29 protein-coding genes and 1 tRNA gene are annotated in these 26,690 nt (G+C 62.2%); 19 read left to right on the top strand and 11 right to left on the bottom strand.

The window, feature by feature from the left end:
* The 5 genes from istA to nadE form a co-directional block, all read right to left on the bottom strand.
* On the bottom strand, window positions 1-704 hold a 704-nt coding region (gene istA, locus ACH0BU_RS06295; protein WP_500263862.1), incomplete at its 3' end, for an IS21 family transposase.
* Between the two features lie 162 nt (window positions 705-866).
* Complete coding sequence (locus ACH0BU_RS06290; RefSeq protein ID WP_066762371.1) at window positions 867-2,126, bottom strand: MFS transporter; 1,260 nt, start codon at window positions 2,124-2,126, stop codon at window positions 867-869.
* Between the two features lie 8 nt (window positions 2,127-2,134).
* On the bottom strand, window positions 2,135-2,626 hold the full coding sequence (locus ACH0BU_RS06285) for a DM13 domain-containing protein (protein ID WP_066762377.1): 492 nt from the start codon (window positions 2,624-2,626) through the stop codon (window positions 2,135-2,137).
* A gap of 3 nt (window positions 2,627-2,629) precedes the next feature.
* A complete protein-coding gene (locus ACH0BU_RS06280) occupies window positions 2,630-3,103 on the bottom strand; it encodes a peroxiredoxin family protein (protein ID WP_066762385.1) in 474 nt (157 codons plus the stop codon).
* Window positions 3,104-3,354: 251 nt separating this feature from the next.
* Window positions 3,355-4,263, bottom strand: coding sequence for an NAD(+) synthase (gene nadE, locus ACH0BU_RS06275; RefSeq protein WP_082733348.1), 909 nt, complete (start codon window positions 4,261-4,263; stop codon window positions 3,355-3,357).
* Between the two features lie 258 nt (window positions 4,264-4,521).
* Between nadE and ACH0BU_RS06270 the strand changes: the two genes are divergently transcribed.
* From ACH0BU_RS06270 to ACH0BU_RS06195, 16 genes are all read left to right on the top strand, one after another.
* Window positions 4,522-5,127 carry a sulfite oxidase-like oxidoreductase gene (locus tag ACH0BU_RS06270; RefSeq protein ID WP_066762388.1) on the top strand — a complete coding sequence of 202 codons (606 nt, stop codon included), beginning with the start codon at window positions 4,522-4,524 and terminating at the stop codon, window positions 5,125-5,127.
* Entirely contained in the window at window positions 5,120-5,866 is a 747-nt protein-coding gene (locus tag ACH0BU_RS06265; RefSeq protein ID WP_066762391.1) for a ferredoxin reductase, read from the top strand. Before ACH0BU_RS06270 ends, ACH0BU_RS06265 begins: the two co-directional genes overlap by 8 nt.
* 72 nt (window positions 5,867-5,938) lie before the next feature.
* Window positions 5,939-6,952, top strand: a complete 1,014-nt coding sequence (locus ACH0BU_RS06260; protein WP_066762394.1) for an NADP-dependent oxidoreductase — start codon at window positions 5,939-5,941, stop codon at window positions 6,950-6,952.
* 75 nt (window positions 6,953-7,027) lie between these two features.
* Window positions 7,028-8,293, top strand: coding sequence for a thiolase family protein (locus ACH0BU_RS06255; protein ID WP_126003858.1), 1,266 nt, complete (start codon window positions 7,028-7,030; stop codon window positions 8,291-8,293).
* A gap of 14 nt (window positions 8,294-8,307) precedes the next feature.
* Window positions 8,308-9,378: an NADP-dependent oxidoreductase gene (locus ACH0BU_RS06250; protein WP_206431367.1), complete on the top strand. Its 1,071-nt coding sequence runs from the start codon at window positions 8,308-8,310 to the stop codon at window positions 9,376-9,378.
* A 66-nt stretch (window positions 9,379-9,444) separates the two neighbouring features.
* On the top strand, window positions 9,445-11,049 hold the full coding sequence (locus ACH0BU_RS06245) for a sensor histidine kinase (protein ID WP_066762397.1): 1,605 nt from the start codon (window positions 9,445-9,447) through the stop codon (window positions 11,047-11,049).
* A gap of 19 nt (window positions 11,050-11,068) precedes the next feature.
* Complete coding sequence (locus ACH0BU_RS06240) at window positions 11,069-11,425, top strand: response regulator (protein ID WP_396652006.1); 357 nt, start codon at window positions 11,069-11,071, stop codon at window positions 11,423-11,425.
* A 109-nt stretch (window positions 11,426-11,534) separates the two neighbouring features.
* Window positions 11,535-13,274 (top strand): cytochrome c biogenesis protein DipZ, encoded by a 1,740-nt coding sequence (locus tag ACH0BU_RS06235; protein WP_231736424.1) that lies wholly within the window; start codon window positions 11,535-11,537, stop codon window positions 13,272-13,274.
* Between the two features lie 51 nt (window positions 13,275-13,325).
* Window positions 13,326-13,598: a glutaredoxin 3 gene (gene grxC, locus ACH0BU_RS06230; RefSeq protein WP_066762402.1), complete on the top strand. Its 273-nt coding sequence runs from the start codon at window positions 13,326-13,328 to the stop codon at window positions 13,596-13,598.
* Between the two features lie 63 nt (window positions 13,599-13,661).
* Window positions 13,662-13,943 (top strand): DUF427 domain-containing protein, encoded by a 282-nt coding sequence (locus ACH0BU_RS06225; protein WP_082733349.1) that lies wholly within the window; start codon window positions 13,662-13,664, stop codon window positions 13,941-13,943.
* A 38-nt stretch (window positions 13,944-13,981) separates the two neighbouring features.
* Window positions 13,982-14,737 carry an SDR family NAD(P)-dependent oxidoreductase gene (locus ACH0BU_RS06220; protein ID WP_066762403.1) on the top strand — a complete coding sequence of 252 codons (756 nt, stop codon included), beginning with the start codon at window positions 13,982-13,984 and terminating at the stop codon, window positions 14,735-14,737.
* A 159-nt stretch (window positions 14,738-14,896) separates the two neighbouring features.
* The gene (locus tag ACH0BU_RS06215; protein ID WP_066762405.1) at window positions 14,897-15,343 is read left to right on the top strand and encodes a nuclear transport factor 2 family protein; all 447 of its coding nucleotides are present in this window, start codon (window positions 14,897-14,899) and stop codon (window positions 15,341-15,343) included.
* A gap of 62 nt (window positions 15,344-15,405) precedes the next feature.
* Window positions 15,406-15,672, top strand: coding sequence for a hypothetical protein (locus ACH0BU_RS06210; protein ID WP_024588016.1), 267 nt, complete (start codon window positions 15,406-15,408; stop codon window positions 15,670-15,672).
* Between the two features lie 190 nt (window positions 15,673-15,862).
* On the top strand, window positions 15,863-16,357 hold the full coding sequence (locus tag ACH0BU_RS06205) for a Dps family protein (RefSeq protein WP_066762407.1): 495 nt from the start codon (window positions 15,863-15,865) through the stop codon (window positions 16,355-16,357).
* Window positions 16,358-16,386: 29 nt separating this feature from the next.
* Window positions 16,387-17,241 (top strand): alpha/beta fold hydrolase, encoded by an 855-nt coding sequence (locus tag ACH0BU_RS06200; protein ID WP_066762409.1) that lies wholly within the window; start codon window positions 16,387-16,389, stop codon window positions 17,239-17,241.
* Between the two features lie 2 nt (window positions 17,242-17,243).
* On the top strand, window positions 17,244-17,729 hold the full coding sequence (locus tag ACH0BU_RS06195) for a peptide-methionine (S)-S-oxide reductase (protein WP_066762411.1): 486 nt from the start codon (window positions 17,244-17,246) through the stop codon (window positions 17,727-17,729).
* Between the two features lie 151 nt (window positions 17,730-17,880).
* Here ACH0BU_RS06195 and ACH0BU_RS06190 read toward each other — a convergent pair.
* The 4 genes from ACH0BU_RS06190 to dnaK form a co-directional block, all read right to left on the bottom strand.
* Window positions 17,881-17,957, bottom strand: a tRNA-Arg gene (locus tag ACH0BU_RS06190).
* A gap of 224 nt (window positions 17,958-18,181) precedes the next feature.
* Window positions 18,182-18,553, bottom strand: coding sequence for a hypothetical protein (locus ACH0BU_RS06185; RefSeq protein ID WP_046411259.1), 372 nt, complete (start codon window positions 18,551-18,553; stop codon window positions 18,182-18,184).
* Window positions 18,554-18,589: 36 nt separating this feature from the next.
* Window positions 18,590-19,708, bottom strand: a complete 1,119-nt coding sequence (dnaJ, locus tag ACH0BU_RS06180; RefSeq protein WP_500263861.1) for a molecular chaperone DnaJ — start codon at window positions 19,706-19,708, stop codon at window positions 18,590-18,592.
* Window positions 19,709-19,775: 67 nt separating this feature from the next.
* Window positions 19,776-21,683: a molecular chaperone DnaK gene (gene dnaK / locus ACH0BU_RS06175; RefSeq protein ID WP_046411263.1), complete on the bottom strand. Its 1,908-nt coding sequence runs from the start codon at window positions 21,681-21,683 to the stop codon at window positions 19,776-19,778.
* Between the two features lie 169 nt (window positions 21,684-21,852).
* On the opposite strand from dnaK, the gene ACH0BU_RS06170 reads away from it, so the two are divergent.
* From ACH0BU_RS06170 to ACH0BU_RS06160, 3 genes are all read left to right on the top strand, one after another.
* Window positions 21,853-22,302 carry a copper chaperone PCu(A)C gene (locus tag ACH0BU_RS06170; RefSeq protein WP_296222287.1) on the top strand — a complete coding sequence of 150 codons (450 nt, stop codon included), beginning with the start codon at window positions 21,853-21,855 and terminating at the stop codon, window positions 22,300-22,302.
* A 102-nt stretch (window positions 22,303-22,404) separates the two neighbouring features.
* Entirely contained in the window at window positions 22,405-23,127 is a 723-nt protein-coding gene (locus ACH0BU_RS06165; RefSeq protein ID WP_296222286.1) for a class I SAM-dependent methyltransferase, read from the top strand.
* Between the two features lie 52 nt (window positions 23,128-23,179).
* Window positions 23,180-23,635, top strand: a complete 456-nt coding sequence (locus tag ACH0BU_RS06160; protein WP_296222285.1) for a vgr related protein — start codon at window positions 23,180-23,182, stop codon at window positions 23,633-23,635.
* Window positions 23,636-23,658: 23 nt separating this feature from the next.
* On the opposite strand, the gene gorA is transcribed toward ACH0BU_RS06160, so the two are convergent.
* Together gorA and pgi are read right to left on the bottom strand one after the other, a co-directional pair.
* On the bottom strand, window positions 23,659-25,008 hold the full coding sequence (gene gorA, locus ACH0BU_RS06155) for a glutathione-disulfide reductase (RefSeq protein ID WP_296222284.1): 1,350 nt from the start codon (window positions 25,006-25,008) through the stop codon (window positions 23,659-23,661).
* A gap of 120 nt (window positions 25,009-25,128) precedes the next feature.
* On the bottom strand, window positions 25,129-26,622 hold the full coding sequence (gene pgi / locus ACH0BU_RS06150; protein WP_296222283.1) for a glucose-6-phosphate isomerase: 1,494 nt from the start codon (window positions 26,620-26,622) through the stop codon (window positions 25,129-25,131).
* Window positions 26,623-26,690 lie beyond the last annotated feature (68 nt).

Below are 26,690 nucleotides of genomic sequence, written 5' to 3'. Positions count from 1 at the left end.
GGTGAGCAGGCGGTCGGCTCGACCATGTAATGGTTGGCCATGACCAGGAAGCGCCGGTTGAAGACCCGCTCCTTGCCCGTGAACACGCTCGTCACCGCCGTCTTCATGTTGTCGTAGATGCCGCGCGTCGGCACGCCTCCGAAGAAGGCAAACGCCCGCGCATGCGCGTCGAACAGCATCTCCTGTGTCTCGCGGGGATAGGCGCGCACATACATCACCCGTGATGCGCACAGCCGCACATGCGCGACCTTTACACGCATCGGCTTGCCCGAGATCTCGACGTCCTCATGGCTCCAGTCGAACTGATACGCCTCGCCCGGCCGGAACAGCAGCGGGATGAACGCCGGCGCATCCATCACATCGCGACGTCGCGCCTGCCGCCAGCGGGACGCATAACGCCGCACCGCGTCGTACGAGCCGTCGAACCCCTCGCGTAGCAGCAGGTCGTGGATGCGCGTGAGGCGCAGCTTCTCGCGCCGCGGTCGTGCCTCGTCTTCCTCCAGCAACGCATCCAGTCGCGCCTGAAACGGCCCCAGCTTCGGCAGCGGCTGCACCTCCCGCCGGTAGCCCATGTCCGCCTCCGGCGCCCGGATCGCCTTGCGCACCACCTTGCGCGACAGGTGCAGGTCCCGCGCTATCGCCTTGATGGCCTTCCCCGACGCGTGCTCGCGCCGGATCCTCAACACCGTCTCCAATACCAGCATCCCGATCTCGCCGCCTGACACACCGCCAAGCGAACAGCCTAGACCAACGGGATGAGGGGTCCCTTTTCGACGCCGATCACCCCGCTACCGGGGTCCCTTTTCCACGCCGATCCACACCTCTAACAGCCGACTGGCAATCCTTCGGTCGTCGGCATAGGCGTCTCAGCGGCGCTGATCCGCCGGGGTTCGTATCATTGCGTCGAGCGACCCGGTGATCATCGCCGTGCTCGGGCAGCGTGTTGCTCTCGTCTTGACCGAGCGGTCTGAGTGCCTGCGCATACCGGCCAAGACCGCCAGGGCAGTCAGCAATGCCGCCGCGTAGAGGAACAGGCCGCCAGGGCCGAGGAGGTCCATCACCAGGCCTCCGATGAGTGGCCCGGCGGCGGTTCCGATCCCGTTGAGTAGGAGAAGTCCGCGAGCCGTGCCTAGCAGCCGACCCGCAGGAAGGTCGTCGTTCGCAACGGCAAGGCATAGCGAATAGATGGGAATACCGAAACCGCCGAACAGCGCGCCCGCCGCAAGTAGCACAGGCAGAGGGGCGTCCGCGGCCAGCGCCACGCCGATCGCGGCCGCCGCGGAAGCCAGGGCGGCGCCGGCAATGACGAGTGTCCGCGACATGCGGTCCGATAGCCATCCCAAAGGCCACTGCAGCACGAGCGTTCCACCAAGGACCGCCGCCATGAACGCAGAAATGCCGCCCACATCGAGGCCAATCCTCTGCGCAAAATTCGGCCCTAGTCCCCAGAAGCCGCCGATGGCCAGGCCGGCTAGGAAAACGCCAACCGACGGGAGGGGCGAAACCGCAACGAGATCGCGAAAGGCGACGGACTCCTGTTCGACCTCGGCCGGAGGATGACTGGGCAGCAGCGTGACGGGGACGACGGCCGCAGATATCAGCAGCGAGACGAACAGGAACAGCGTCACGTCTGCGGGGGGAGCGATGTTGAGAAGCGCTTGACCAAGGGCCCATGAGCCCATCGAAACAACGCCGAAAATCGACAAAAGCTGACCGCGCGTGGATTGAATCGCGTGCGCGTTGAGCCAGCTCTCAGTCGCCAGGATCATGCCTGCATAGGCAAAGCCGGTCACAAGGCGAAGCGGCATCCATACGTTCGCCTCCACGAATGCGACATGAAGAAGAGCCGTCATCGAGGCGATCGCGGCGAAGCCGGCGAAAGTTCTCACATGACCGACGGACACGATCATCCTGGGCAGCGTGAGTGCGCCAATGGTGAAGCCCGCAAAGTATAGGGACATCATCGCGCTGATCGTATGAGCGGCGAAGCCTTCCTCACCAGCCCTCACGATCAGAAGCGTGCCCAATAGACCATTGCCCAAGAGCAACGTGGCGACACTCAACAACAGCGCTGCGACCGGCGCCAAAACGAGCCCCCGCCCGCAGGCTGCCTTCACGCTGTCCATCGCCTGACTCATTTCCGAGCCTGGCGCGGAGGCTGGTACTCCGCAGAACTGATGAATTGATCGAAGGCTTCACACCAGATGACAACGGCGCTGTAGTCGCGAACATCGATGTCGGCGGGCACCTCCATAATGAAGCCATTGAACGTCCTCACATCGCCAACCCGGGCCGACGCGTCCTTGATTGCGAGGAACGCTTCCTCGGATTCGACGAAGTGCGGGGTGAGATAAAGCTTGTAGTCCGGCCCGGGAGAGAGACGGCCGATGTGCGCGATCCGGTGAGGCAGGATCTGCACTTCACCTTCGCCCCAGTGCAGCAGGTCGCTGCCGGCTAGATCACGAGAAAGCTTTCCCGAATAGATCGCTTCAGGCGTCGCGCTCCTCAGCGCAAATTCAGTGGGCGATGCCGGCGCGGTGAGGATGGGCAGCGTGTAGATGCCGGCAGCAAAGCCGGTGACGCCAACGGCGAAGTGGGTGACGGCTAGAATGAGCCAACGCGGCATGTCTCACGTGCTCTCCAGTTCCGCCACCAAACGATCTGCGTCGAGGTGGAAATCCGAAAAGACGATCCGACCATCGGCATTGATGACCGTGAACCAAGGCGTTCCCCGTGTTCGGTAATCCTCCATGAACGTAGGAAACGCGGCTCCAGCCGGCGGTTCGTCGTGCCCGAAAGCGATGGGGAGACCGTACTTCACCTGATTGATGCGCAACTTGTCGAATGTATTTTCGTGCGCTCCTTCGAAGACTGTTTGGATCACTGCGAAGCCCACGCCCCTGGATTGCAGCGCACCGTGCAATTTCTGCAGTGTGGGAAACCCATGCAGATGGCAGCCTCTGCACCAGTGCTGAAACGCGAAAACGACCTTCGGCCCTATGCCGAAATCCGACAGCTTGATCGGCGTCTTAAGGTCGCTTCCATCCACGCCGATCCACCGATCAACACGAAGCTCTGGCGCTTGACGTTCGGCCGCGCTCATTTCTATCTCCGAACACGAAGCATGTGCCCGACCCGCAGCGAAAAATCGCGACCGCAGGGTGACTGCTATACTTCACCATCCCATAGCCCGAGCGTTGAATAGTCGATAAGACCAGAGCCTTGTCTCAACTATACCCGTCGCGGCCACAAGTTTACGTGGTTGACTATGAATTCCAAAGCCGGTCTTTTCCAATAGCGGCGTGACATAGTTTCTATGTCTTGGGGGGGCGAATTCAGGCGTTCGCTCGACCCTTACGGCGCCGGAAGCTGCACGTTGGGCGCCACAGGCAGCGCGCGCTTATGCGCGGTGGCTCGGTACGCTCTCTGGATCGTCTCGACCGCCGCCGGGGCCACACCCCTTCCTTCGAGGTAGTCGTCGATCTCATCATAGGTCACGCCGTAGAAATCTTCGTCGGGGCGTAGCGGCATCGCGTCATCCAAATCTGCAGTGGGAACCTTGCCTATTAACTTCGCCGGGGCGCCCAGATGAGACGCGATTGCGCGAACGCGCCGCTTATTGAGTCCGGCGAGAGGGAGAACATCGGCCGCGCCATCGCCGAACTTTGTGAAGAAACCCATCACTGCTTCGGCTGCATGGTCCGTGCCGATCACAAGGCCGCCCAGGGTCCCCGCGAGAGCAAACTGGGCGACCATCCGTTGGCGTGCCTTGATGTTCCCGAACACCGTGCTGCGTTGGCCGGGGTCGACGGGCTCGTGTCCGGAGCCTGTCATCTCGTTCCACAGCGCGTCTGTCGCGGGCCTTACATTGATCACCGCGACGCGGTCGGGCCTGATGGCTGACAAAGCGAGCTGAGCATCGCGCTCATCCGTCTGTTCGCCATAGGGCAGCCGCACCGCCACAAACTCGCACTCGTACCCGATCTGACGCAGATCCTTCACGGCCGATTGCGCGATTAGGCCCGCCGTCAGGGAATCGACCCCGCCGCTGATTCCAAGCACATACGCTCGCTGCCCTGACGACCTCAGATAGTCTCGGAGGAAGGCGGCGCGTTCTGCCGCCTCGCGTCGGGCATCGAACGACGCGGAAACGCCGAGCGCTTCGATAATCTCGTCTTGGATGGGAATGACGACCTCCTGTGCGCGCCGCAGTCGAATGCTGGCGACCTCACCTCGCGAAGCTTCATCTCTCCCACGAGCCATGACGCGCACGCAACACAGGTTCAAGGCTATCGAAACTATAGCGACAGGGCATTGGGAAAGCAGTCTGATATAAAGCTATAGTCGACGCGGGATTATCGCGAGTCATAGTGACAAATTGCGTGTCTCTACTGATTTAACACCCGGTTGTCTGAACATCAGCTTTGCGATCCGCTCGATATCTTTCATTTGCGAGGATCATCTACGCATTAGCCTGAGATGAAGTCGGTCGGTCTGTCGTGACGAGCAAGGGGGTTCGGCATGGTCACCAGAGGTTTCACCGGCCGCGGTTCAGGCGGCGACCACGAGGGCCGTATTCCGCCAGGTCAACATCTCGTGGAGAACTTTCCCGTTCTTACCGCCGGGCCGACGCCTCGTATCGAGACGTCCGACTGGAAGTTCACGGTCAAGATCGGTCCGAAACCCGTCAAGGTCTGGAGTTGGAGCGAATTCAACGCCCTTCCAAAGACCAAAGTGACCAAAGACATTCACTGCGTCACGTCGTGGTCCAAGCTCGACACGAAGTGGGAAGGCGTGCTGATCGAGGACATCCTCGCGGACGCTGGAGTTGAACAGCCAACAGACTTCGTTCTTGCGCACTGCTACGATGGCTATTCGACGAATGTTCCGCTCGCGGACATGTTGTCCGGCAAGGCTATGGTCGCGCTGAACTACGCGGGCCAGCCGCTTCCCCGCGACCATGGCGGACCAGCGCGCCTTCTTGTTCCGCATCTCTACTTCTGGAAGTCCGCCAAGTGGGTGAATGCGCTGCAGTTCACCACTCGCGACGAGGCCGGGTTCTGGGAGTTGCGCGGTTATCACATCTACGGTGATCCGTGGCGCGAGCAACGGTACACCCATGACTGAGTTCGACGCACAACCCGCGTCGTGGCAGTCAGGCGTGATCGACGAAATCGTCCAACAGACACCGAGTATCAAGAGCTTCTTCCTGCGGTTGCCGGAACCGTTCGTCCATACAGCAGGCCAGCACGTCGACGTCCGGCTGACCGCCCCAGACGGCTATCAGGCCATGCGCAGTTATTCGATCGCATCGTCGGCGGGCTCTTCACCGACCCTGGAGCTCGCCATCGAGCGCCTGCCGAATGGCGAAGTTTCGCCATTCTTCCACGATGTCGCCGCAGCCGGCGACGAGATCGAACTCAGGGGACCGCTTGGAGGCCACTTCCTTTGGCCCGAGCCTGCCGACAAGCCGGTGCTGCTGATCGGCGCAGGTTCAGGCGTAGTGCCGCTGATGGCGATGATCCGGCAGCGCCGGGCATCAGCACAGGCCGTGCCAGTCGCTCTGCTCTTGTCGGCGCGAACCAGTGAGGACGTGCTCTTCTCCAGCGAGCTCCACTCAATCGAGATGAGCGATCCCACGTTCGTCTTGACGCTCGCGATTACGCGCGAAGCACCGAGGCGCGCCTCGGACTATGGCCGACGGATCGACGACGGGATCGTCCAGGCGACAATCGCACGTCTCGGTCGCGACCCGGGCCACGTGTTCGTTTGCGGGTCGAACGGTTTCGTCAACATCGCGACGGACAGCGCATTGTCGGCAGGGCTGGGCGTCTCGATCATCAAGACCGAGCGCTACGGTGGGTAGGGGCGGCCAGATGATCGTATCCCGTCACGCGGGCGCGCCCAGCTCAAGCTTTGTCCGGGAAGGGCTTCGCCCATGACAATCATGGCCCGTCAATTTCACCTTAGAAGTCGTCCCGAAGGGCTACCACAGGCCGACAACTTCGAGCTCGTCGAGCAGGATCTCCCCACGCCAGAGCGAGGACAACTGCTCGTCGCCAACCGTTGGCTCTCCGTTGACCCTTACATGCGAGGTCGCATGACCGGTCGAGACAGCTACATGCCGCCTTTCCAAGTTGGCGAGCCTCTGGATGGCGCCGCGATCGGCGTCGTGGTCGAAAGCAAGGATGACCGGTTCGGCCTTGGCGAGGTCGTGAGCCACTTTGCCGGCTGGCGCGACCGCGCGATCATCGACGCCGCATCCGCTACGAGGATCGATACGACGATTCCGGAGCAGGCGTATCTGGGCCCGCTCGGTTTCCCCGGCTTCGCCGCCTACATCGGCATGCTCAAGATCGGAAAGCCGCGAGCTGGTGAGACTGTGTTCGTGTCAGCAGCAGCGGGGTCGGTCGGATCGCTCGCTGTCCAAATCGCAAAGATTAAGGAATGCCGTGTCGTCGCGTCCGCGGGCGGCGAGGACAAATTGCGTTGGCTGCGCGAGGAAGCAGGCGCCGATGCCACGATAAACTACAAGAATACGGACGACATGGTCGCAGCACTTCGCGAAGCCGCGCCTAAGGGCGTCGACATCTATTTTGACAACGTCGGTGGCACGCACCTCGAAGCGGCGCTTGAGGCGGCCAATGACTTCGCCCGCTTCGCTCTGTGTGGAATGATCGAGCAATACAACAGCGAGCCGGTCGGTCCCCGCAACATCTATGCGGTTATTGAGAAGAGCCTCCTGCTGCAAGGCTTCATCACCGTCCACAACATGTCGCTCTGGGAAGATTTCCAGCGCGACGTCACCCGGTGGATCGCCGATGGGAAGGTCAAATGGCAGGAGACGGTTGTTCACGGCCTCGAGAAAACCCCTTCGGCGTTCCTCGATCTCTTCGCCGGAAGAAACATCGGAAAAATGGTCATCGACCTCAGGGATGGGGAGACGCCCTGACGGGCGGCGCCTGCCGTCAGCGGACCGCACCAAGCCACCCCGTCTAATTAGAATCTTTTGCTTTGGGAGATCACCGTGAGCCGCTTCGCCGAACCAGTTTTCATAGCCGCAGGCTTGCGGACACCATTCGGTCGTGGCGGAGGAGCGTTGGCAAATTATGACGCGGTCTCGTTGTCAGTGCCAGTCGTCCAAGAATTGGCGAAGCGTACTGAGCCCGATCTGACGATCTGGGGAACCGTCATCCCAAACCTGGGCTGGAGCAATATCGCTCGCGAAATCTGGCTGGACGCGAAGCTCAACCCCAACGTTCCAGCATTCTCCGTAGTCCTAGCGTGCTCGACCAGCATGACCGCGAGCTTCGCCGCAGCCGGGATGCTCGGCGGCGGGCTCAACCTGATACTGGTCGGCGGGTCTGAGGTCATGAGCCGACCGTCGCTCGCTCTCACCGCTGAGGCATCTAAACGACTTACCGATCTCTTCGCGCAGGATCCGGCTGCGGCACTTGCCGCCCTGGGGGCGTTGACCCCTCAAGACTATGTGCTCCCCACCAAGGGCTGGGCCAACCGCCTTACGGGCAGGACAATGGGCGATCACATGGAGGAGACCGCCAAGGCGTGGCGCATCTCGCGTGAGGCTCAAGATGATTGGGCTCTAAAAAGCCACCAGCGCGCCGTCGCCGGCTGGGACGGCGGCTTCTTCGATGACCTCGTGATCTCGCTGCCGGAGCTTTCCCGCGATGCCAACCCGCGCGCGGACACATCCGCCGAACGTCTATCCGGTTTGAAGCCCGCCTTTGATCGTGAGAGCGGGATGGGTAGCCTGACAGCCGGCAACAGCTCCCCCATCACGGATGGGGCGGCCGGTTGTTGGGTGTCCAACGAAGAGGGTCTGAAGAGGTTACCCGATGGCACGCCCTATGCGCGGATAGTCGACTACGAAGTCTCGGCGGTCGACCTGCGCACGGAGGGGCTGCTGATGGCGCCGTCCTATGCCATTCCACGACTTCTCGCGCGCCATCACCTTGGCTTCGCCGACATCGCACTTTGGGAAATCCACGAGGCTTTCGCGGCACAGGTGCTGGCCAACGTCGCGGCCATCACCGATCCGAACTGGGTCCGACAGAAGGCCCATGTTTCGGCCGAGATGGGCAACTTCGATTGGGATCGCGTCAATCCCAACGGCGGCTCGGTAGCCATCGGACATCCCTTCGGCGCGACCGGCGCGCGTGATCTCAGCCAAGCTGTGAAAGAGCTGTGGGCCATGCCGGTCGGATCTCGCGGGATCGTCAGCATCTGCGCCGATGGCGGTCAAGGCACTGTCGCCCTCCTCGAACGCGTCTGATCGGAGGACGAAAAATGAAGGCGATCCGCTTCCATGAGTTCGGCGCTCCCCATCTCCTTCGTTATGAGGACGCGCCGACACCTGTGACAAAGCCGGGAGAGGTGCTCGTCCGTGTACAAGCGGCAGGCCTCAACCCGCCCGACTGGTATCTCCGCGAGGGATACAAGGCTCTGCCGCCCGAGTGGCGGCCGTCGGTGACATTCCCCGCCATACCCGGCTCGGATGTGTCCGGGATCGTCGAGAAGGTCGCCGACGATGTGACCGCGTTCTCGGTGGGCGACGAAGTTTTCGGAATGATCCGCTTTCCCAGCTTCGGCGAGAGCCTGGGATACGCCGAGTATGTTTCCGCGCCTGCTTCCGACGTTGCGGCCAAGCCCCGGCACCTGGACCATATTCATGCAGCCGCCGTTCCCATGTCGGGGCTGACCGCTTGGCAGTTCCTGATCGAGCTAGGCCATAACGAGCAGAACCCGCTGCAGTCCGAGCGCCACACCCCGGTCCCGTTGGCTGGGAAGAGCGTTATGATCAACGGCGCTGCGGGGGGTGTCGGTCATCTGGCATTGCAGTTGGCAAAGCACGAAGGCGCGCGTGTCATCGCGGTCGCTTCAACCCGGCACGAAGCGTTCCTCCGCGAACTGGGTGCCGACGAGTTCATCGACTACACGAAGACCAAACCCGAAGACGATGTGCGAGACATCGATCTTGTCGTCGATGCGGTCGGCGGTCCGACCTCCGGCCGCTTCCTTCGGACCATACGTCGGGGCGGAGCGCTGTTCCCGATTTTTCCCCTTGGCTTTGCCGGACATGATGAAGCTGCCGACCGGGGAGTGACCGTTTCGGCGACGCAGGTGCGTTCCAGTGGCGATCAGTTGGCCAAGCTAGCTCGCTTGCTCGACAGCGGTGCGGTTCGCGTCGCCGTCGATAGCACATATCCGCTTTCCGAAGCGGCCGTCGCTCACGAACGCGCAGAGGCAGGCCATATCCAGGGCAAGATCGTCCTCGCCGTCGGTGACCCCATCGCCGATCAGAGCGGCCATGCGGGCGTGCCGTCATCGCAGTGGCCGCCCCGCATGAGGGGGCACTGACATGACGCGGGAAACGCCGATGATCGGCCACGCTCGACCTTCGAGGCATCATCCAGGAGAACTGCGGTGAGCCTGAGCGCTGACAGAACCGATTTCGGGGCGGCACAGCGGGCGCGGGCGCTTGCAGACCTCATGGTGCTCGACACACCGGATGAGCAAGCCTTCGACGATCTCGTTTTTGTCGCCGCGAAGGCCTGTGACGTTCCCATTGCGCTCATCACCCTGCTGGATACTGACCGGCAATGGTTCAAAGCCAAGTACGGGCTTGAGGTATGCGAGACGGAGATCGAACACTCTGTCTGTCGGATCGAGATCGATCAGGGCGATCTTCTCGAGATCGTCGACCTCACAAATGATGCGCGGACCAAGCGCAATCCGCTCGTCACAGGCGCCAGGCACTTTCGCGCCTACGCTGGCGCACCGCTAGTCCTGCGATCCGGAGCGATCGTGGGTCGCCTGTGCGTCATCGATACCGTTCCGCGGCCTGAAGGGCTCAGCGAGATGGAAAAGGCGATGCTGCAGGCGCTCGCCCGTCTCGCTAGCGAAAATCTCGAACTGCGCCGGATCGCAACGGCGAGCGAGCGCCTCACAGCCCTGCAGACCGCCTTGGTCGAAATCGGCGAGACCATTCGGAGCAGCCACGACACCGCAGAGATGGCTTCGGCGACCGCCGCCATCGTCGGCCGAGCGCTCTCCGCAGACCGAGCCGGGTTCGGATCCGTCAACGAGAACGTCGATACGATTGACGTCGAAACCGATTGGACGGCGCCGGGGGCCGTGAGCATTGCCGGGCGCCACCGTCTCGACGAGTACGGGAGCTTGCGCGAGCCGCTCGTCGTTGGCGACCCTCTCGTCGTTTGGGACGCCCTGACCGACGATCGCACTCTGCACAAGCTCGAGAGCGCAATGCGGGTCGGCGTTCGGTCGCTGGTCGACATGCCGGTTCGAGATCGTGGCAAAACCATCGCCGTCTTCTTCGTTCACTCGGCGCATCCCCGACCTTGGCCCGCAGAGGAAATCTCGTTTCTGCGAAGTGCGGCAGACCGGCTCGAGGCCGGCGTCGCGAGGCATCGTACCGAGCAGCAGCAACTCATAGTGAACGGCGAGATTGCTCACCGCCTGAAGAACATGCTCACCATGGTTCAGGCCATCGCCAGCCAAACGCTGCGAAGCGTCACCGATCGCGAGGCGGTCTACGCCTTCGAGCGTCGGCTGATGGCTCTGAGCGCGGCGCACGACGCCTTGCTCCAAATGAGTTGGACACAAGCTGACCTGCAAGCTGTCGCAGCGACAGTGATCGACGCGATCGGGTTCTCAGATAGGGTCGACATGAGTGGGCCGGCGGTGGCGCTGGGGCCACGAGCGGCGCTCTCGTTTTCCCTTATCGTCCACGAGTTGCTGACCAACGCCTGTAAATACGGCTCGCTGACCAGCGACGGCGGCCACGTCTCGCTGTCGTGGGATGTCGAGGTCGGCCAGGACGACGACCTTCTCCGCGTGGAATGGCGGGAACGGGGTGGGCCTCCGGTTGTGCCTCCAACTCGCCGAGGCTTTGGATCGAAGCTGATCAACATCGGCCTGGTCGGCACCGGAGGCGTCGATGTTCGCTACGAGCCCGCCGGGTTAACGGCCGATCTGCACGCCTCCATGCGTCACCTGGTTCAAGGTTAATGGGGGTATGCGTGGAATGATGAAACCCGTGGTGCTCGTCGTCGAAGACGAACCACTTCTCCGTCTGTTTGCAACGGACATGATCGAGGAGGCGGGCTTCGAAGTCTTGCAGGCGCCAAATGCATCCGCCGCGCTCATGACCCTGGAGGAACGACTGGATGTGCGCGTCGTGTTCACGGACGTGAACATGCCCGGCGGCATCGATGGCATCATGCTCGCCATTTGCATCCGCCGGCGGTGGCCAACCATCCAGATCATCATCACGTCCGGGAGGCCTTGGCCTGACGAAGCCGTCGTTCCAGCGGACGTTGTGTTCTTCCCCAAGCCATACCGGCAAGACCGTGTCTTGGACACGGTCCGAAAGATGGCGGCGTGATGTCCACGATGCCCGCGCATGTCGCCTTCTCCGGGAAAAGAGACGGCAGCCCCGCGAGTGATAGCGCGCAAAAATCGCGGCTTAGCGACAATTCGCTGGAGGTGCGGTTGTGATCGTCCTCCTGATCCTCTCTTACCTCGCTGGCGTCCTCACCATAATCAGTCCCTGCATCCTGCCGGTTCTGCCATTCGTCTTCGCCCGCTCGGATCAGCCCTTCCTCCGTAGCGGCTTACCCCTCCTGCTCGGCATGGCCGCAACCTTCGCGGGTGTCGCGACGTTGGCAGCGGTCGGTGGGGGCTGGGCTGTACAGGCGAACAACGCGGGACGGTTGGCTGCCCTCGTCATCTTAGGGCTGTTCGGCCTTCTCCTTTTGCTCCCCTCGCTCGCCGACAGGGCAACTCGGCCACTCGTCAGCCTCGGTGATCGGCTCACGCGCACCGCCGGTCCTGACGGGCCAGAAAGAAGTGGGTTCTTCGCTTCTCTCTTACTTGGTGTCGCCACGGGCCTGCTTTGGGCTCCATGCGCCGGCCCTGTTCTTGGACTGGTGTTGACCGGCGCTGCTCTTCAGGGAGCAAACGTCGGCACATCGCTTCTCTTGTTCGCCTACGCAGCCGGTGCGGCTACCTCGCTCGCCTTGGCATTGCTGATCGGCGGACGTGTCTTCGGCGCGATGAAGCGGTCGATCAGAGTTGGAAATTGGATGCGGCGTTCGCTCGGAGCGCTGGTCCTGGTTTCCGTCGCGGCCATCGCGCTCGGACTGGATACCGGGCTTCTCACCAGACTCTCGCTGTCCGGCACGGCGACCGTCGAGCAGACGCTCCTTGATCAGTTCCGTCTCGGCCGGCGATCGTCCGAAACGAGCGTTTTGGCTGACGGCGCCCTTGGTGTCGAAGGAATCATGCCTTCACTTGAAGGGGCGACGAGCTGGCTTAACTCCGCTCCGCTCACGGCCGAGGATCTTCGCGGCAAGGTCGTTCTCGTCGACTTCTGGACCTACAGCTGTATCAACTGCCTTCGCACGTTGCCTTATGTGCGTGCCTGGGAGGAGAAGTATCGCTCGGCCGGCCTGGTCGTCGTCGGCATTCATGCACCGGAGTTCGCGTTCGAAAAAGATGCGGCGAACGTGGCGAAAGCCGTGCGAGATTTTGAGGTCACGTACCCCGTAGCGCTGGATAACGACCACAGGATCTGGCGCGCATTCAACAACCAGTACTGGCCGGCACACTACTTCGTCGATGGCCAAGGCCGCATCCGTTACCACCACTTCGGAGAGGGCAATTATGCCGAGTCCGAGAAAGTCATTCAGAGGCTGCTCGCTGAGAACGGTCAGGCTGTCGGCGACATGCGCACAGTGTCAGTGCGTGTTAGTGGCGCTGCCGCCGCGCCGAGTTGGAACGACGTTCGCTCGCCGGAGACCTATCTAGGCTTTGCTCGCTTCGCGCGGCTCCAATCCCCAGGCGGGCTCGCTCCGGACGTGGAGCGCGAGTACTCGACACCCGCTCGCTTGCCTTTGAACGGATGGGCCCTGTCCGGCGTCTGGACGGTGCGGGAGGAGTATGCGGAGACGCGAAGCCCCAGCGCGCGCATCGTCTATCGCTTCCATGCCCGAGACCTCCATCTCGTGCTCGGCCCATCGGCCTCAGGTCGTCCGGTTCGGTTCCGCGTGACCCTGGACGGCAAGGCGCCGGCCGGCGACCACGGCAGTGACGTCGATGCCGCCGGCACGGGAGTCATCGACACGCAGCGTCTCTACCAACTCGTGCGCCAGAGCGGTGAAGTCCGCGAGCGCGCCTTCGAAATCGAGTTTCTCGACCCTGGGGCGCAAGCCTTCGCCTTCACCTTCGGATGACACGCCGCGAATGCGGACGGCCCGTCATCCCTCAACGATTGGAGATGCAACATGAAGCCTGAAGTCCTGATCTACACCACGAGTTGGTGCCCGTTCTGCCGCCGCGCGAAGGCGCTCCTCAAAGAGAAGGGCGTGGCATTCACCGAGCTTGATATCGAAGCCGATCCTGCACACCGGAAGGCGATGATCGAGACGTCGGGGCGTAGCACCGTGCCGCAGATCTTTATCAACGAGACGCATGTCGGCGGCTCCGACGACCTCGTTGCGCTCGATGCAGATGGCTCGCTCGACAAGCTGCTTGCCGGACAAACCCCGGCGAACTGATTTGTCCCCCCGATAGGGCCACTTGTCGATGAACGTGGCTGAACGACAAGAGAGGAGTCCGGTTTGGTCTCAGCAGTTTGGAACGATGTCACCCTCGCGGTCAGCGACGAGACTATGGTCGTGGATGGAAACCATTATTTCCCGCCTCAATCAGTTGACCGGCAGTATCTAATACCAAGCGAGCATACGTCTGTCTGTCCTGTGAAGGGGACAGCGCAATACTTCCATGTCCGGGTCGGTGACCTGCGTAATGCAAACGCCGCCTGGACCTACGCCGACCCTTCGCCGGCGGCCCGCTCAATCAAGGATCACATCGCCTTCTGGAAAGGCGTCAACGTCGCTTAGCCGTCAGCCGGCAATTAGATTTCAGAAAGGAACCGCCGATGTCGAAAGTTTTGGACGGCAAAGTCGCTATCATCACGGGTGGCTCTCGAGGCCTTGGCGCCGTGCTGGCGGCGACGCTCGCCGATCAGGGAGCCGACGTTGCTATCACCTACGCTGCTTCGGCCGATAAAGCCGAGTCCGTCGCCGAGGTGGTGAGGGCCAAAGGCGTTCGCGCTCTCGCAATTCGATGCGATCAAGCGGATACGTCGGCCGCCAAGCCCATGGTCGAGCAGGTCGTAGCTGAACTCGGCAAGCTCGACATCTTGATCAACAACGCCGCAATCGCCGTCCAAGGAAAATTGGTCGACGATCCGACGCTCGATTCCGCCGCGTTCGACAGGCAGTGGATGGTCAATGTCATGGGCACCGTGGCGATCACGCGTGCGGCGGCGCAGAAAATCTCTGACGGTGGCCGCATTGTCTTCATAGGTTCCGGCCTGGGCACCCGAGCGATCGTGCCGGGAATTGCCGACTACGCAGGAACCAAGGCAGCGATCGCGGGATATGCGCGCGGGGTGCAGCGCGATCTTGGCCCCCGCAACATTACCGTCAACGTAGTCCAACCAGGCATCATGCCGACCGACATGACCGGGGAAGTTGCTGACAACTTTCCGCAGGCTGTGATCGATATGCATCCCATCCGTCGGATCGCCACGATTGAAGAGGTGGCGGGCGCCGTCAGCTACCTCGTCAGTCCTGCTGCAAGCTACACCGCTGGCGCAGTGATCGATGTGTCAGGGGGCGTCCTGGTCTGAACGATGCTCGACGGGCGTGTGACGCGGATAACTGAAGGACGATCGCTTCCGCACCTGAGCGCTTCGTTGAAGTCCGGGTAGCAGGCCGGCTGATCCTGCCGGGCCCATTATCCTTAAAGCCGTAGCGGACAAGGCTTCCGCATTTCAGGAGTTCATAGAGTGCCGAATACAGACCTAACCCAAGAGCGCATTGCTGTCGCCACCGACTATTTCCGGAAGATCGACAGTGGCGATCCCACCATCCTCGACATTCTGACTGACGATGTCGTGACGTACTTCCCGAAGTTCGGAGTTGGATATGGCAAGGCCGAATTCATGGAAGTCGCCAAGGGCCTGTTGGGGTCGCTTCAGCGGATCGAGCACGATTTCGATCGCATGACCTTCCACGTAGCCGGTGACCACGTGATCGTGGAAGGCTTTGAAGGTGGCGCTATGGCTGATGGCACGGCGTGGCCGGTCGAAGGCCTGTCCGAAGGCCGTTTCGCCAACGTATTCGAGTTCGACGGCGCGCTTATCAAACGTGTTTTCATCTATGTGGACCCGGACTTTGCTAGCGCTAATGACGCGGGCTTTCTTTGGGGCCGCAATGTCAGACTGACGCGATGACCCCAATCGCATGGCGCGGCGCTCACGTTCGCAGGGCGAAGGCCGATTGGCGGTGATGCGGAATGGACCATCCAGAGTTCGATACGGCTTTCGAGCGCCTGCCTGAGGGGTATAGCGAAGGCGCTTACGAAGGCAGGCGTTTCGGCGTGACGGTTCGTCGGTCGGAGGATGGACGGAGGAACAGCCTTTTTGCTCGAGAACTGGCAGGGAACGACATCGTCAGCTTCAATCTGTATCGCGTTGCTTCGGGCAGTGCGTCGCTGAAGCCGTGCGAGATGTCCTCGGAGAAGGTTATCGCTTTCGTATTGGGCTATCAGCCCAACGCCTGAGCATGTGGGGCTCGCTGCCTTCCCATGTTCCCATGCCGCTCCAAGCGCGCCTTCTGGTCGCCTGAACTATCGAAACTATAGACACAGGTCATTGGACTTCGGTCTGAGGTAAACTCATCTTCTATACCTCAGCGTGCGAGGGAACCGGCGCTGATCTTTCGTGCAAGCCATCATCGAGGAAGTCCACGCGATGACAAGCTCCAGTGCTGCGACCGTACCTTCACCATCTGACCTCGACGAGAGCGCGACCATGACGGTCGCGGACGCGCTGAAGATCATTTTGGCGAACAGCTATGCGGTCTACCTCAAGACCAAAAACTTTCACTGGCATGTCTCCGGCCCGTACTTCAGGGACTACCATCTCCTTCTCGATGAGCAAGCTGCGGAAATCCTCGCAGCGACCGATGCGATGGCGGAGCGTGCCCGGAAGACCGGCAATACGACCATACGCTCGATCGGCGATATCGCCCGCCACCAGACGATCAAGGACAACGACGCGGAGTTCGTCACGCCGCAGGACATGCTGGCGGAGCTGCGCGCCGATAATCTTCACATGGTCGAGTCGCTGCGCCGCGCAAAGGACGTCGCCGACGAGGCTAAGGACAACGCGACCTCCGGCCTTATCGATACCTGGACCGACGAGGCGGAACGCCGTGCGTGGTTCCTTTTCGAAGTCAGCCGATAAGCCTGCTGCTCAACTGATCGGATCGTTTCATGGCGTCTAACGATGTGCAGACCCAGTTTCTGCAGACAGAGGGCGGTCGGGTAGCCTTCGACGATACGGGCGGAACGGGACCTCTCGTCGTGGGCATCCCTGGAATGGGTGACTTGCGATCGGAGTATCGCCTCATCAAACCCATGCTGCAGCATGCGGGATGCCGAGTGGTGACGATGGACGTCCGCGGGTTCGGCCAATCGTCGCCGGAATGGTCGGATTACTCCGCGCGAGCGGTAGGCCGCGACGCCGTCGCCATCCTCCGACAGTTGGCTGCCGGGCCAGCTGTGATCATGGGCAACTCGTTCGCAGCCGGCTCTGCGCTTTGGGCTGCCAAGGAAGCTCCTAGCCTCGTCAACGGGGTGGTGCTGCTCGGTCCGATCGTTCGCGATCTCCCCCTCACGACGATCCAGAAACTTGTCCTCGGGCTGGGATTCGCAGGGCCATGGCGAACCTGGTTCTGGACCACATACTGGAGCAGCCTCTTCCCGACGAAACCGGCGCCGGATCATGCCGAGGTGAAAGCGGTGATTGCTGCAAACCTCAGAGAGCCAAAACGCATGCGGGCTCTCTTGACGATGCTCTCATTGTCGAAGTCTGACACCGCAGCGATCTTGGACGAGATCTCTGTGCCGAGCCTCATCGTCATGGGCACAAAGGATCCGGACTTCCCGGACCCTGTCGAAGAAGCCCGAGGCTTGGCTACGAGGATCAGTGCCGAAACCATGATTGTCGAGGGCGCTGGGCACTACCCTCATGTCGAAATGCCGAACGATGTCGGACAGCGGATCATCGCGTTCGTCCGCCAGCTCGATAAGTCCGGCCCGGCCGCTGTGCCTTTGCGCAGGAGCTGAGTATGGCAAAGGTCGGATTCGGTGGAGGTTGCCACTGGTGCACCGAGGGTGTCTTCCAAGCGTTGCGTGGCGTCACGCAGGTCGACCAGGGTTTCCTACAATCTGTGGCGCCGGCCGACACGTGGGCGGAGGGGGTGATAGTAACCTTCGAGCCCTCAGCGATCGGACTGGAGACGCTGTCCGAGGTGCACCTGCGCACACACTCCGCCACTCGTGCCCGTTCGGTTCAAAACAAATACCGAAGCGCGATCTATATCTTCGACGAGAGTCAGCGAGCCGAAGCCGATGAGGCGATACGCGGATTCGCTGAGGAGACCGGCAAGCCAGTCCACACCCTCGTCCTGCCGTTCGCGGGCTTCAAAGCTTCGGACGAGCGATATCAGAATTATTATCGCACCGACCCGAACAGGCCTTTTTGTCGGCGATACATCGATCCGAAACTCGACTTCATCCGCAAGCACTTCTCGGAGATCGCGCTGGCTGAGTAGCCACCGTCGAGCCGGCAGTAGCCGGACCACGCAAGACAGCCGACCCGCTCTTAAGAAGATCGGTAGCGATCGCTGCGCCGATTGAATTACCGCTCTTTCGGAAAGACGGAGGCGGACTCCATCCGCTTGATGCCATCCTCATTGAGAGAGATGGCGCACCCATCAGGATTCGAACCTGAGGCCTCTACCTTCGGAGGGTAGCGCTCTATCCAGCTGAGCTATGGGTGCCTGTTGCTTACGCGGTGCTTACGCGGAAAACCTGTGAGTTGGAAGCTCCACCGATGTCTCCTGCAAACCCTTGTAAATCAACTCCTTTTATTCATCTCTTACCGACCATCACCCGTTGACAGCAGCCTTCGGAGGGCAGCGCTCTATCCAGCTGAGCTACGGGTGCTGGGAGCGATGCGCCTAGCAGGGGCGGATCGAGGGCGCCAGCGATTTCGTTAGCGGCGCTACTTTGCCAGCGTGACAGGCTGAAATGGCGCCAGGCCGCAACTCGCACCCGGCATTGCCGTCGTACCCACTAACACGGTGATGATGTCCTGCTGGCACAACTGGCTTAGCGACGTCGCGTAGCTGAAGCGCCGTTCAAACCCCAATTGAGGACAAGGCTGGTCGAGGGTGACGCGATAATAGCGGCCACCCGTCATCCGGAAATCGATGACTTGGTCGTTGCGCACCAGCGTCTCGCGGATGTTGCGGAGTGGAATGCACGATTGCGGCTTCCCCGCCGGGGTCGCAGCCGGGACGGCATTGCGATCGCGCGCCGCCCCTGGAGCTGCCGCCACTGCCAATGCCAAGGCGGCCGGAAAGAGCAAACGCATGATCCTTCTCCTTTGCAGTCCCGGCTCCGCGCCGGATCAATCTCCTGCGAACGCGTTCTTTAGCCGCGCGAAGAAGCCCTGGCTTTCAGGACATTCCTCACCCATCTCGGTTTCGCGAAACTCCTCCAGCAGGGCGCGCTGACGCGTGCTGAGGCGGGTCGGCGTCTCGACGTCGATCTGGACCACCAAGTCACCAAAACCGCGTCCCTGCAGTACCGGCATCCCTGCCCCGCGCTGGCGCAGCTGCTTGCCGGACTGAATACCGGCCGGAATGCGAAGTTCGTGACTGCGGCCGTCAAGGCCCGGGATCGTCAGCGATCCTCCAAGCGCAGCGGTGGTGAAGCTGATCGGTGCGCGCGCGAACAACGTTGTGCCTTCACGTTCGAACAGATTGTGCCGCTTCACGTGAAGGAAGATGTAGAGGTCACCGGGAGGGGCACCACGAGCACCCGCCTCACCCTCGCCCGTCATGCGCACCCGCGTGCCTTCATCGACGCCGGGCGGTATCTCCACGCTCAACGTCTTGGTGCGCTCGACCCGTCCGTCCCCGCGGCAGTCCGCGCACGGATCGTCGATCACCTGACCCGAGCCGTTGCAGACCGGACAGGCGCGCTCGACCACGAAGAAGCCCTGCTGGGCGCGCACCTTGCCGTGGCCGGCACAGGTGTTGCAGGTGTGCGGATGGCTGCCGGCACGTGCGCCACTGCCCTCGCAGGTATCGCACACCGCGGTGACGTCGATGGTGATTTCCGCTGATTTGCCATGATAGGCCTCCTCCAGCGTGATCTCCATATCATAGCGCAGGTCCGCGCCGCGGCGCACCTGCTGGCGCCCGCCACCGCGGCCGCCCATGAATTCACCGAACACGCTCTCGAAGATATCGGAAAAGCCGGAGAAGTCCTGCGAATGGCCGCCCCCGGCGCCGCCATTGCGGAACGCGGCATGACCAAAGCGGTCGTAGGCCGCCCGCTTCTGCGGATCCTTGAGGCATTCATATGCCTCGCTCACCGCCTTGAACTTCGCTTCGGAATCCTTGCACCCGGCGTTCTTGTCCGGGTGATACTTCATCGCAAGCTTGCGGTATGCCGACTTGATGGTGCCGGCATCGGCCGAACGGTCGACCTCAAGCAGTTCGTAAAAATCGACTTCAGTCATTCAGCGCCCCCGCGCAACGACAGAACGAGCCGCCACTCGCCGAAGCAAATGGCGGCTCGATCATCGCTTACGCCTTGTGGTTGTCGTCGACTTCCGAGAATTCGGCGTCGACCACATCATCGTCCTTCGGCGCCGTACCGGCGTCGGCAGCCGGCGACGCTTCCGCCTGCTGCTGCTTCTCGTAGATCGCCTGGCCAAGCTTCATCGCGACCTGTGCCAGCGCCTGGCTCTTCTCGTTCATCTGATCGACGTCACCGCCCTCGACCGCTGCCTTGGCGGCATCGATCGCGGACTGGATCTCGCCCTTCAGCGCCTCGTCCACCTTGTCGCCATTGTCAGCGAGTTGGCGCTCCGTGGTGTGGATCAGGCTCTCGGCATTGTTCTTCGCCTCGGCGCCTGCCTTGCGCTTCTTGTCTTCCTCGGCGAACTGCTCGGCTTCCTGCACCATCTTCTCGATATCGGTATCGGACAGACCGCCCGATGCCTGGATGCGGATCTGCTGCTCCTTGCCGGTGCCCTTGTCCTTCGCGGAGACGTTGACGATGCCATTGGCGTCGATGTCGAACGTCACCTCGATCTGCGGCACGCCGCGCGGCGCCGGCGGGATGCCGACGAGATCGAACTGACCGAGCAGCTTGTTATCGGCCGCCATCTCGCGCTCGCCCTGGAAGACGCGGATCGTCACCGCCTGCTGATTGTCATCGGCAGTCGAATAGGTCTGCGACTTCTTGGTCGGGATCGTGGTGTTGCGATCGATCATGCGGGTGAACACGCCGCCAAGCGTCTCGATGCCCAGCGACAGCGGGGTTACGTCGAGCAGCAGCACGTCCTTCACGTCGCCTTGAAGCACGCCGGCCTGGATCGCCGCACCCATGGCGACGACTTCGTCCGGGTTCACGCCGGTGTGCGGATCCTTGCCGAAGAAGTTCTTCACCGCTTCGCGCACCTTGGGCATGCGGGTCATGCCGCCGACCAGCACCACTTCCGAAATGTCGCTGGCCTTGAGGCCGGCATCGGCGAGTGCCTTCTTCATCGGCTCGATCGTGCGCTGGATGAGGCTGTCAACGAGACGCTCGAGGTCCGCGCGGCTGATCGTCTTGACGAGGTGCTTCGGACCGTTCTGGTCGGCGGTGATGAACGGCAGGTTCACTTCGGTCGAGGCAGCCGAGGACAGCTCGATCTTCGCCTTCTCGGCAGCTTCCTTCAGGCGCTGTAGCGCGAGCTTGTCCTTGGTGAGGTCGATGCCCTCATCCTTCTTGAAGCTCTCCGCCAGGAAATCGACCAGCTTGTTGTCGAAGTCTTCGCCGCCGAGGAACGTGTCACCGTTGGTCGACTTCACTTCGAACACGCCGTCGCCGATCTCCAGGATCGAGACGTCGAACGTGCCGCCGCCAAGGTCATAGACCGCGATCGTCTTGCCGTCCTGCTTCTCGAGGCCATAGGCCAGCGCAGCCGCAGTCGGCTCGTTGATGATACGAAGCACTTCGAGGCCCGCGATCTGACCGGCGTCCTTGGTCGCCTGGCGCTGCGCGTCGTTGAAGTACGCCGGCACCGTGATGACGGCCTGCGTGACGGTCTCGCCGAGGTAGCTCTCGGCGGTTTCCTTCATCTTCTGCAGGGTAAAGGCGCTGATCTGCGACGGCGAATAATCCTTGCCACCGGCCTGAACCCAGGCGTCGCCATTGGCACCTTTCACGATGTGATAGGGAACCAGCTCGGTGTCCTTCTTCGTCACCGGATCGTCGAAACGGCGGCCGATCAGGCGCTTCACGGCGAAGATCGTGTTGTCACCGTTGGTAACTGCCTGGCGCTTCGCCGGCTGCCCCACCAGTCGCTCGCCATCCTTGGCGAAGGCGACGATCGACGGCGTCGTGCGCGCGCCTTCCGAGTTCTCGATCACCTTGGGCTTGCCGCCCTCCATCACTGCCACGCAGCTGTTGGTGGTGCCGAGATCGATACCGATAACTTTTGCCATGAGTGCTCTTCCAGCCCCTGCTTGAACAAAAAACCAAAAAGATGTGCTGTCACGCCCCGTTACGGCGACGGAACAGCGTTGACGCTTCGCGATATAGGTGACGCTCCGCTTGCCGCAAGGCACCGGCCGAAGTAGCGGGCACGCATCGTTTCGGTTGGAGAGAAGGCCCATGTTCCGCGTCGCTGCCACGCTTGTTTTCGCTTCGGTGGCCGTCGCGGGATGCGCGCAGAAGAAGTCACTGCAGGTCACCGACGCATGGGTTCGCCTGGCTGCCGTCGATGGTCGTCCTGCCGCAGGCTATTTCACCATCCAGGGCGGCGGCAACGATACGGCGCTGACCAGCGTGTCGACGGCCGAGGCCGCCCGTACCGAACTGCACGAAAGCCGTATGACCCAAAGTGGCGGCATGGCGATGGATTCGCTCTCCTCCGTTCCGGTGCCGGCTGGCCAACGTGTTGTATTCGCGCCTGGCGGAAAGCACGCGATGCTGTTCGAAGTATGGCCGAATGTTAAGCCGGGCGGAACGCTGACCTTTGCCTTCACCTTCTCGGACGGCAAGCGTGTCGAGCAGAAGGCGCGCGTCGTTGGCGCCGCAGATCCGGTGCCTGCCGGCAGCTGAAACTGACGGGAGAGCTGACCTTCCACAGTCATGAAGCGCCAGCATTGATCGGAAAGATTTAACTCACGCCTCCGTAACCTTTGAACGTCTAAGGGCAAAGCTATGCCCAAGCTCTCCTCGATCATCGACGATGTAAAACGCCGATTGCACGGACGTACGCCGGCCGAAGTAGTCTCACTGACGCTGAAGACGGTGCGTCATACCGCCGGCGGCATCAGCCCGGCCGCTGCACGCGCGCGCCGCGCTGATCAGGCGTTTGACCGCCGTTGGGGCACCGACACGAGCGGCACGGTCAACCTGTCGGCACTCAGCGTCGCGAAGGACCGGGCGCTGCGCGGATTCGGCTACCAGGCCAGCAATGGTGTGGCACTGGACGAAGCCGTCACGACGGCCGGCATCGATCCGGCTCGGTACAGCTTCGTCGACTATGGCTCGGGCAAGGGCCGGGTCGTCATGATCGCCGCCGCGCGGGGCTTCCAGCGCGCGATCGGCGTCGAATTCGCGCCCGAATTGCATGACATCGCACTCGCGAATGGCCGCCGTTTCAAGTCCGCGGGCGGATCCAGCACACGCTGCGAGTTCATCCTCGGCGACGCGGGCAGCTACGAACCCCCGACCGGCCCGATCTTCGCCTATATCTACAACAGCTTCGGCACTGTGATCCTACGCGAAGTGTTGAGCCGCCTGGAGACGCGCGCCGCGCAGGGTGATCCGGTGGTGATCGTTTACGTCAACCCGCTCAACCGAAGCGCGTTCGAGGATGGTCAGCGCTGGACGGTGGCCGCGGATCGCAACGACTGGGTTCTCTACACCTCCGCTTGCTAGAAGCCGTTCGCTTCGACTGGATCATGCCGCGCCGCTTCCTACGTTGAAGGCGATGACCAGCCGCAGCCTGACGATCGGCGAACGCGCACTCGCCCGATCCATCTTTGCCGATGCGATCGACCTGGATCGCGTGGAGGTCCGGCGCCGGCGCTGGTGGTTCCTTCAGCCGCGTGACATTGTCATGGCGCCGCGCGGGCACATCCACTTCCATCCCGATGCCACCACCTGGAGCGATGACTTCAGCCAGGAACATCTCGGGCTGCAGGGTCTGTTCGTGCATGAGATGTGTCACGTCTGGCAGCACCAGCGCGGCGTCTTCCTGCCGCTCGCGCGCCACCCCTTCTGCCGCTATCATTACAGCTTCGTGCCCGGCTGGCCGCTCAAGCGCTACGGGGTCGAACAGCAGGCGGAGATCGTCCGTCACGCTTTCATGCTGCGGCAAGGCGCAACGATCATCGGCGCCCCGCCGCTCAGCCAATATGAGGGACTGCTGTCGGTCTTCCGCTGAACGGTGCAGCCCCTCTCTCTGAGCTACTTCAGCAGCACCAGCTCCTCGGCCATCGTCGGGTGAAGCGCGACGGTGGCATCGAATTGCGCCTTGGTCAGCCCCGCCTTCACGCAGACGGCCGCCGCCTGGATGATTTCGGGGCAGTCGGGACCGATCATGTGGATGCCGACCACCCGATCGGTCTCAGCATCGCATACCATCTTGTACAGCGATCGCTCGTCGCGTCCGGCAAGCACATTCTTCATCGGCCGGAAATCGGACGAATAGATCTTCACCGAGCCCAGCTTCTGCCTCGCCTCGCTCTCCGTCATGCCGACGCCGGCGATCGGCGGATGGCTGAAACATGCCGCCGGTACGCAATTATAATCCACCTTCACCCCGCCCTTGCCGAACAGATTGTCGGCAAATGCCTGCCCCTCGCGGATCGCCACTGGGGTCAGCTGGATACGGTTGGTGACATCGCCAACCGCATAGATCGACGGGCATGACGTACGATTATCGTCGTCGACCGGCACCGCGCCCTTGTCGTCCACGTCGATGCCGGCAGCGTCCAGCCCCAGGCCCTCGGTATTGGGCACCCGGCCAGTCGCATACATCACGCAATCGACAACGACCGGCTCGTGTCCCGTCATATGGACTTTCAGGCAGCCGTCGTCCTGCTTCTCGATCTTCTCGAACGTAGCGTCGAAACGAAATTCCAGCCCCTTCATCATGCTGATCTGCAACAGCCGGTCCCGGATCTGCAGGTCGTAGCCGCGCAGGATGTCCTTGGTGCGGTTCATGATGATCACATGCGCGCCAAGCTGGTGGAAGATCCCGGCAAACTCATTGGCGATATAGCCCGCACCCGCGATCAGCACGCGCCGCGGAATGGCGTCCAGGTGAAATACTTCGTTGGACGTGATGCCATGTTCGCACCCGGGGAAGCTTGGCACATGCGGACGTGCGCCGGTCGCCACCAGAATGTTCTTCGCCGACTTCGTAGTGCCGTCTGTCAGCCGGATCTCGTTCGGGCCCACGATCGTTGCACGCTGGTGGATGATCTCCGCCCCGTTCGACTCGAGCGTGGTGGTATAGGCCTGATTGATCCGATCGACCTCCGCGAGGACATTTGCCTGCAGGCACTTCCAATCGAATTCGCATTCGTTCGGCACGCGCCAGCCAAATCGTTGCGCGTCCTTCAAGTCCTCGGCGAAATGCGCGCCGTAGACCAGCAGCTTCTTGGGCACGCAGCCGCGGATGACGCAGGTACCGCCGACGCGATATTCCTCCGCCACCGCAACGCGCGCGCCATGCGCCGCCGCCACGCGCGACGCCCGCGTCCCGCCCGATCCGGCGCCAATCGTGAAAAGGTCATAATCGAAATCGGGCATAAGGATCTCCGCTGGGCTGGCGCCCGCATATAGGGGAACACGAAAGGACCAAGGCGGATGGCATCGCGCCCACCAGCGCGCCGCCAGATGCTACGTCTGGTCGGAACGTGCCAGCGCCGGTTACGCCAGCCCGGCCCGGTTAATCAGATCGGTGGTCGAGGGATCGAAGTCACCACCGCCCTTCGCTGCCGCCTTGGCCATCTCCTTGCCCAGTTCGACGCCGAACTGGTCGAAGGAATTGATGCCTAGCAGAACGCCGTTCACGAACACGCGATGCTCGTAGAAGGCGATCAGCGCGCCGAGCGTGCGCGCGTCCAGCACGTCGAGCAACAAGGTGGAGGACGGCCGATCGCCGGGATAGGCGCGCGCGGGATCGTCAGGGTTCGCCCGCCCCTTCATCAATGCCGCGCCCTGCGCAAAGGCATTCAGCAGCAGCTGGCGGTGATGCTCATCCGGAAGCGTGTCGCCGGGCTCGATCACGACCAAGAACTCGACCGGGACGAGGTGCGTGCCCTGATGCAGCAGCTGGAACACCGCATGCTGCGCGTCAGTACCGACCCCGCCCCAGGTGATCGGTGCGGTCGGGCGCCCCACCCGCGTGCCGTCCGCCGTCACGCCCTTGCCGTTCGATTCCATCTCCAGTTGCTGAAGATAGCTCGGCAGCAGCCGCAGCCGCTCGTCATAGGCGAAGGGTGCGCGCGTCTCGCAGCCGCGTACCTGCGTGTAGTACAGGTCCGCAAAGGCGGCGATCACCGGCGCATTCTCATGCAGTGCAGTCAGGCGGAAGTGGCGGTCCATCTCCGCCGCGCCTTCCAGCAGCTCTTCAAACTGGTCCCAACCCAGCTTGATCGCGGCCGGAAAACCAATCGACGACCATAAGGAATAGCGGCCGCCCACCCCTTCAGAGAACGGCAGGATGCGCGTTTCGTCGACGCCCCATTCGATCGCCTTGTCCGGCGACGCGGTGAGCGCGATCACGCGGCCATAGGGATCATCAACGCCATGCTGCTGCATCCAGGCGATGGCGCTTTCCGCGTTCATCATCGTCTCGGTCGTGGTGAACGTCTTTGACGCGACCACCAGCAGCGTTGCAGCAGGATCGAACCGCTCAAAGACGTCCTCCAGCGCCATGCCGTCGACGTTGGAGACGATCGCAACGTCGTACCGCTCGTAATCCCGGCCAAGCGCATCCACGAGCAGATCGGGGCCCAGCGCCGAGCCGCCGATCCCGACATGCAGCACATGGCGCACCGGGCCAAAAGCGTCCGCCTCGATCGCATCGATCAGCATCCGCATACGGGCGTGGTAATCGGCTGCCCGCGCCACGCTCTCCGCATTGCCCTCGCCGCGCTCCGCGGTGTGCTCGACGGGCCGATCCTCGGTCACGTTGACGTGCGCGCCGCCGAACATCGCTTCGCGCTTGCCCGCCAGGTCCTGCTCCGCCGCCAGCGCCTCGAACGCCTTGATCGCGTCCCACGTCAGGTGCGTCTTCGACCAGTCGAAATGAATGCCGGCGACGTCCAGCGACAATTTGCTCAGCCGCTCGGGATCGTCGGCGAACAATTGCTCGATCCTCGTCTGGGGCAATGCTTCGATCGTCGACCAGTCGGCCATGCTGCTAACTCCATTCGGCGGGATCTCGATTTGGCCCCGCGGCATCGTTCTCCGTAAGAACGAAAAAG

It is taken from the genome of Sphingomonas olei, from assembly GCF_045369765.1.
Classification (GTDB): domain Bacteria; phylum Pseudomonadota; class Alphaproteobacteria; order Sphingomonadales; family Sphingomonadaceae; genus Sphingomonas; species Sphingomonas panaciterrae.
The sequence above is the reverse complement of the archived record's forward strand: the minus strand, read 5'-3'. Positions and strand labels throughout refer to the sequence as shown.

Coding starts and splice junctions, on each gene's coding strand:
- ACH0BU_RS06260 (WP_066762394.1), top strand. CDS start 5,939: ATGACAATCATGGCCCGTCAATTTCACCTTAGAAGTCGTCCCGAAGGG.
- ACH0BU_RS06220 (WP_066762403.1), top strand. CDS start 13,982: ATGTCGAAAGTTTTGGACGGCAAAGTCGCTATCATCACGGGTGGCTCT.
- nadE (WP_082733348.1), bottom strand. CDS start 4,263: ATGGCTCGTGGGAGAGATGAAGCTTCGCGAGGTGAGGTCGCCAGCATT.
- grxC (WP_066762402.1), top strand. CDS start 13,326: ATGAAGCCTGAAGTCCTGATCTACACCACGAGTTGGTGCCCGTTCTGC.
- ACH0BU_RS06280 (WP_066762385.1), bottom strand. CDS start 3,103: ATGAGCGCGGCCGAACGTCAAGCGCCAGAGCTTCGTGTTGATCGGTGG.
- ACH0BU_RS06185 (WP_046411259.1), bottom strand. CDS start 18,553: ATGCGTTTGCTCTTTCCGGCCGCCTTGGCATTGGCAGTGGCGGCAGCT.
- ACH0BU_RS06170 (WP_296222287.1), top strand. CDS start 21,853: ATGTTCCGCGTCGCTGCCACGCTTGTTTTCGCTTCGGTGGCCGTCGCG.
- ACH0BU_RS06250 (WP_206431367.1), top strand. CDS start 8,308: ATGAAGGCGATCCGCTTCCATGAGTTCGGCGCTCCCCATCTCCTTCGT.
- ACH0BU_RS06290 (WP_066762371.1), bottom strand. CDS start 2,126: ATGGACAGCGTGAAGGCAGCCTGCGGGCGGGGGCTCGTTTTGGCGCCG.
- ACH0BU_RS06200 (WP_066762409.1), top strand. CDS start 16,387: ATGGCGTCTAACGATGTGCAGACCCAGTTTCTGCAGACAGAGGGCGGT.
- ACH0BU_RS06240 (WP_396652006.1), top strand. CDS start 11,069: ATGAAACCCGTGGTGCTCGTCGTCGAAGACGAACCACTTCTCCGTCTG.
- ACH0BU_RS06160 (WP_296222285.1), top strand. CDS start 23,180: ATGACCAGCCGCAGCCTGACGATCGGCGAACGCGCACTCGCCCGATCC.
- ACH0BU_RS06285 (WP_066762377.1), bottom strand. CDS start 2,626: ATGCCGCGTTGGCTCATTCTAGCCGTCACCCACTTCGCCGTTGGCGTC.
- ACH0BU_RS06195 (WP_066762411.1), top strand. CDS start 17,244: ATGGCAAAGGTCGGATTCGGTGGAGGTTGCCACTGGTGCACCGAGGGT.
- ACH0BU_RS06205 (WP_066762407.1), top strand. CDS start 15,863: ATGACAAGCTCCAGTGCTGCGACCGTACCTTCACCATCTGACCTCGAC.
- dnaJ (WP_500263861.1), bottom strand. CDS start 19,708: ATGACTGAAGTCGATTTTTACGAACTGCTTGAGGTCGACCGTTCGGCC.
- ACH0BU_RS06210 (WP_024588016.1), top strand. CDS start 15,406: ATGGACCATCCAGAGTTCGATACGGCTTTCGAGCGCCTGCCTGAGGGG.
- ACH0BU_RS06270 (WP_066762388.1), top strand. CDS start 4,522: ATGGTCACCAGAGGTTTCACCGGCCGCGGTTCAGGCGGCGACCACGAG.
- dnaK (WP_046411263.1), bottom strand. CDS start 21,683: ATGGCAAAAGTTATCGGTATCGATCTCGGCACCACCAACAGCTGCGTG.
- pgi (WP_296222283.1), bottom strand. CDS start 26,622: ATGGCCGACTGGTCGACGATCGAAGCATTGCCCCAGACGAGGATCGAG.
- ACH0BU_RS06265 (WP_066762391.1), top strand. CDS start 5,120: ATGACTGAGTTCGACGCACAACCCGCGTCGTGGCAGTCAGGCGTGATC.
- ACH0BU_RS06165 (WP_296222286.1), top strand. CDS start 22,405: ATGCCCAAGCTCTCCTCGATCATCGACGATGTAAAACGCCGATTGCAC.
- gorA (WP_296222284.1), bottom strand. CDS start 25,008: ATGCCCGATTTCGATTATGACCTTTTCACGATTGGCGCCGGATCGGGC.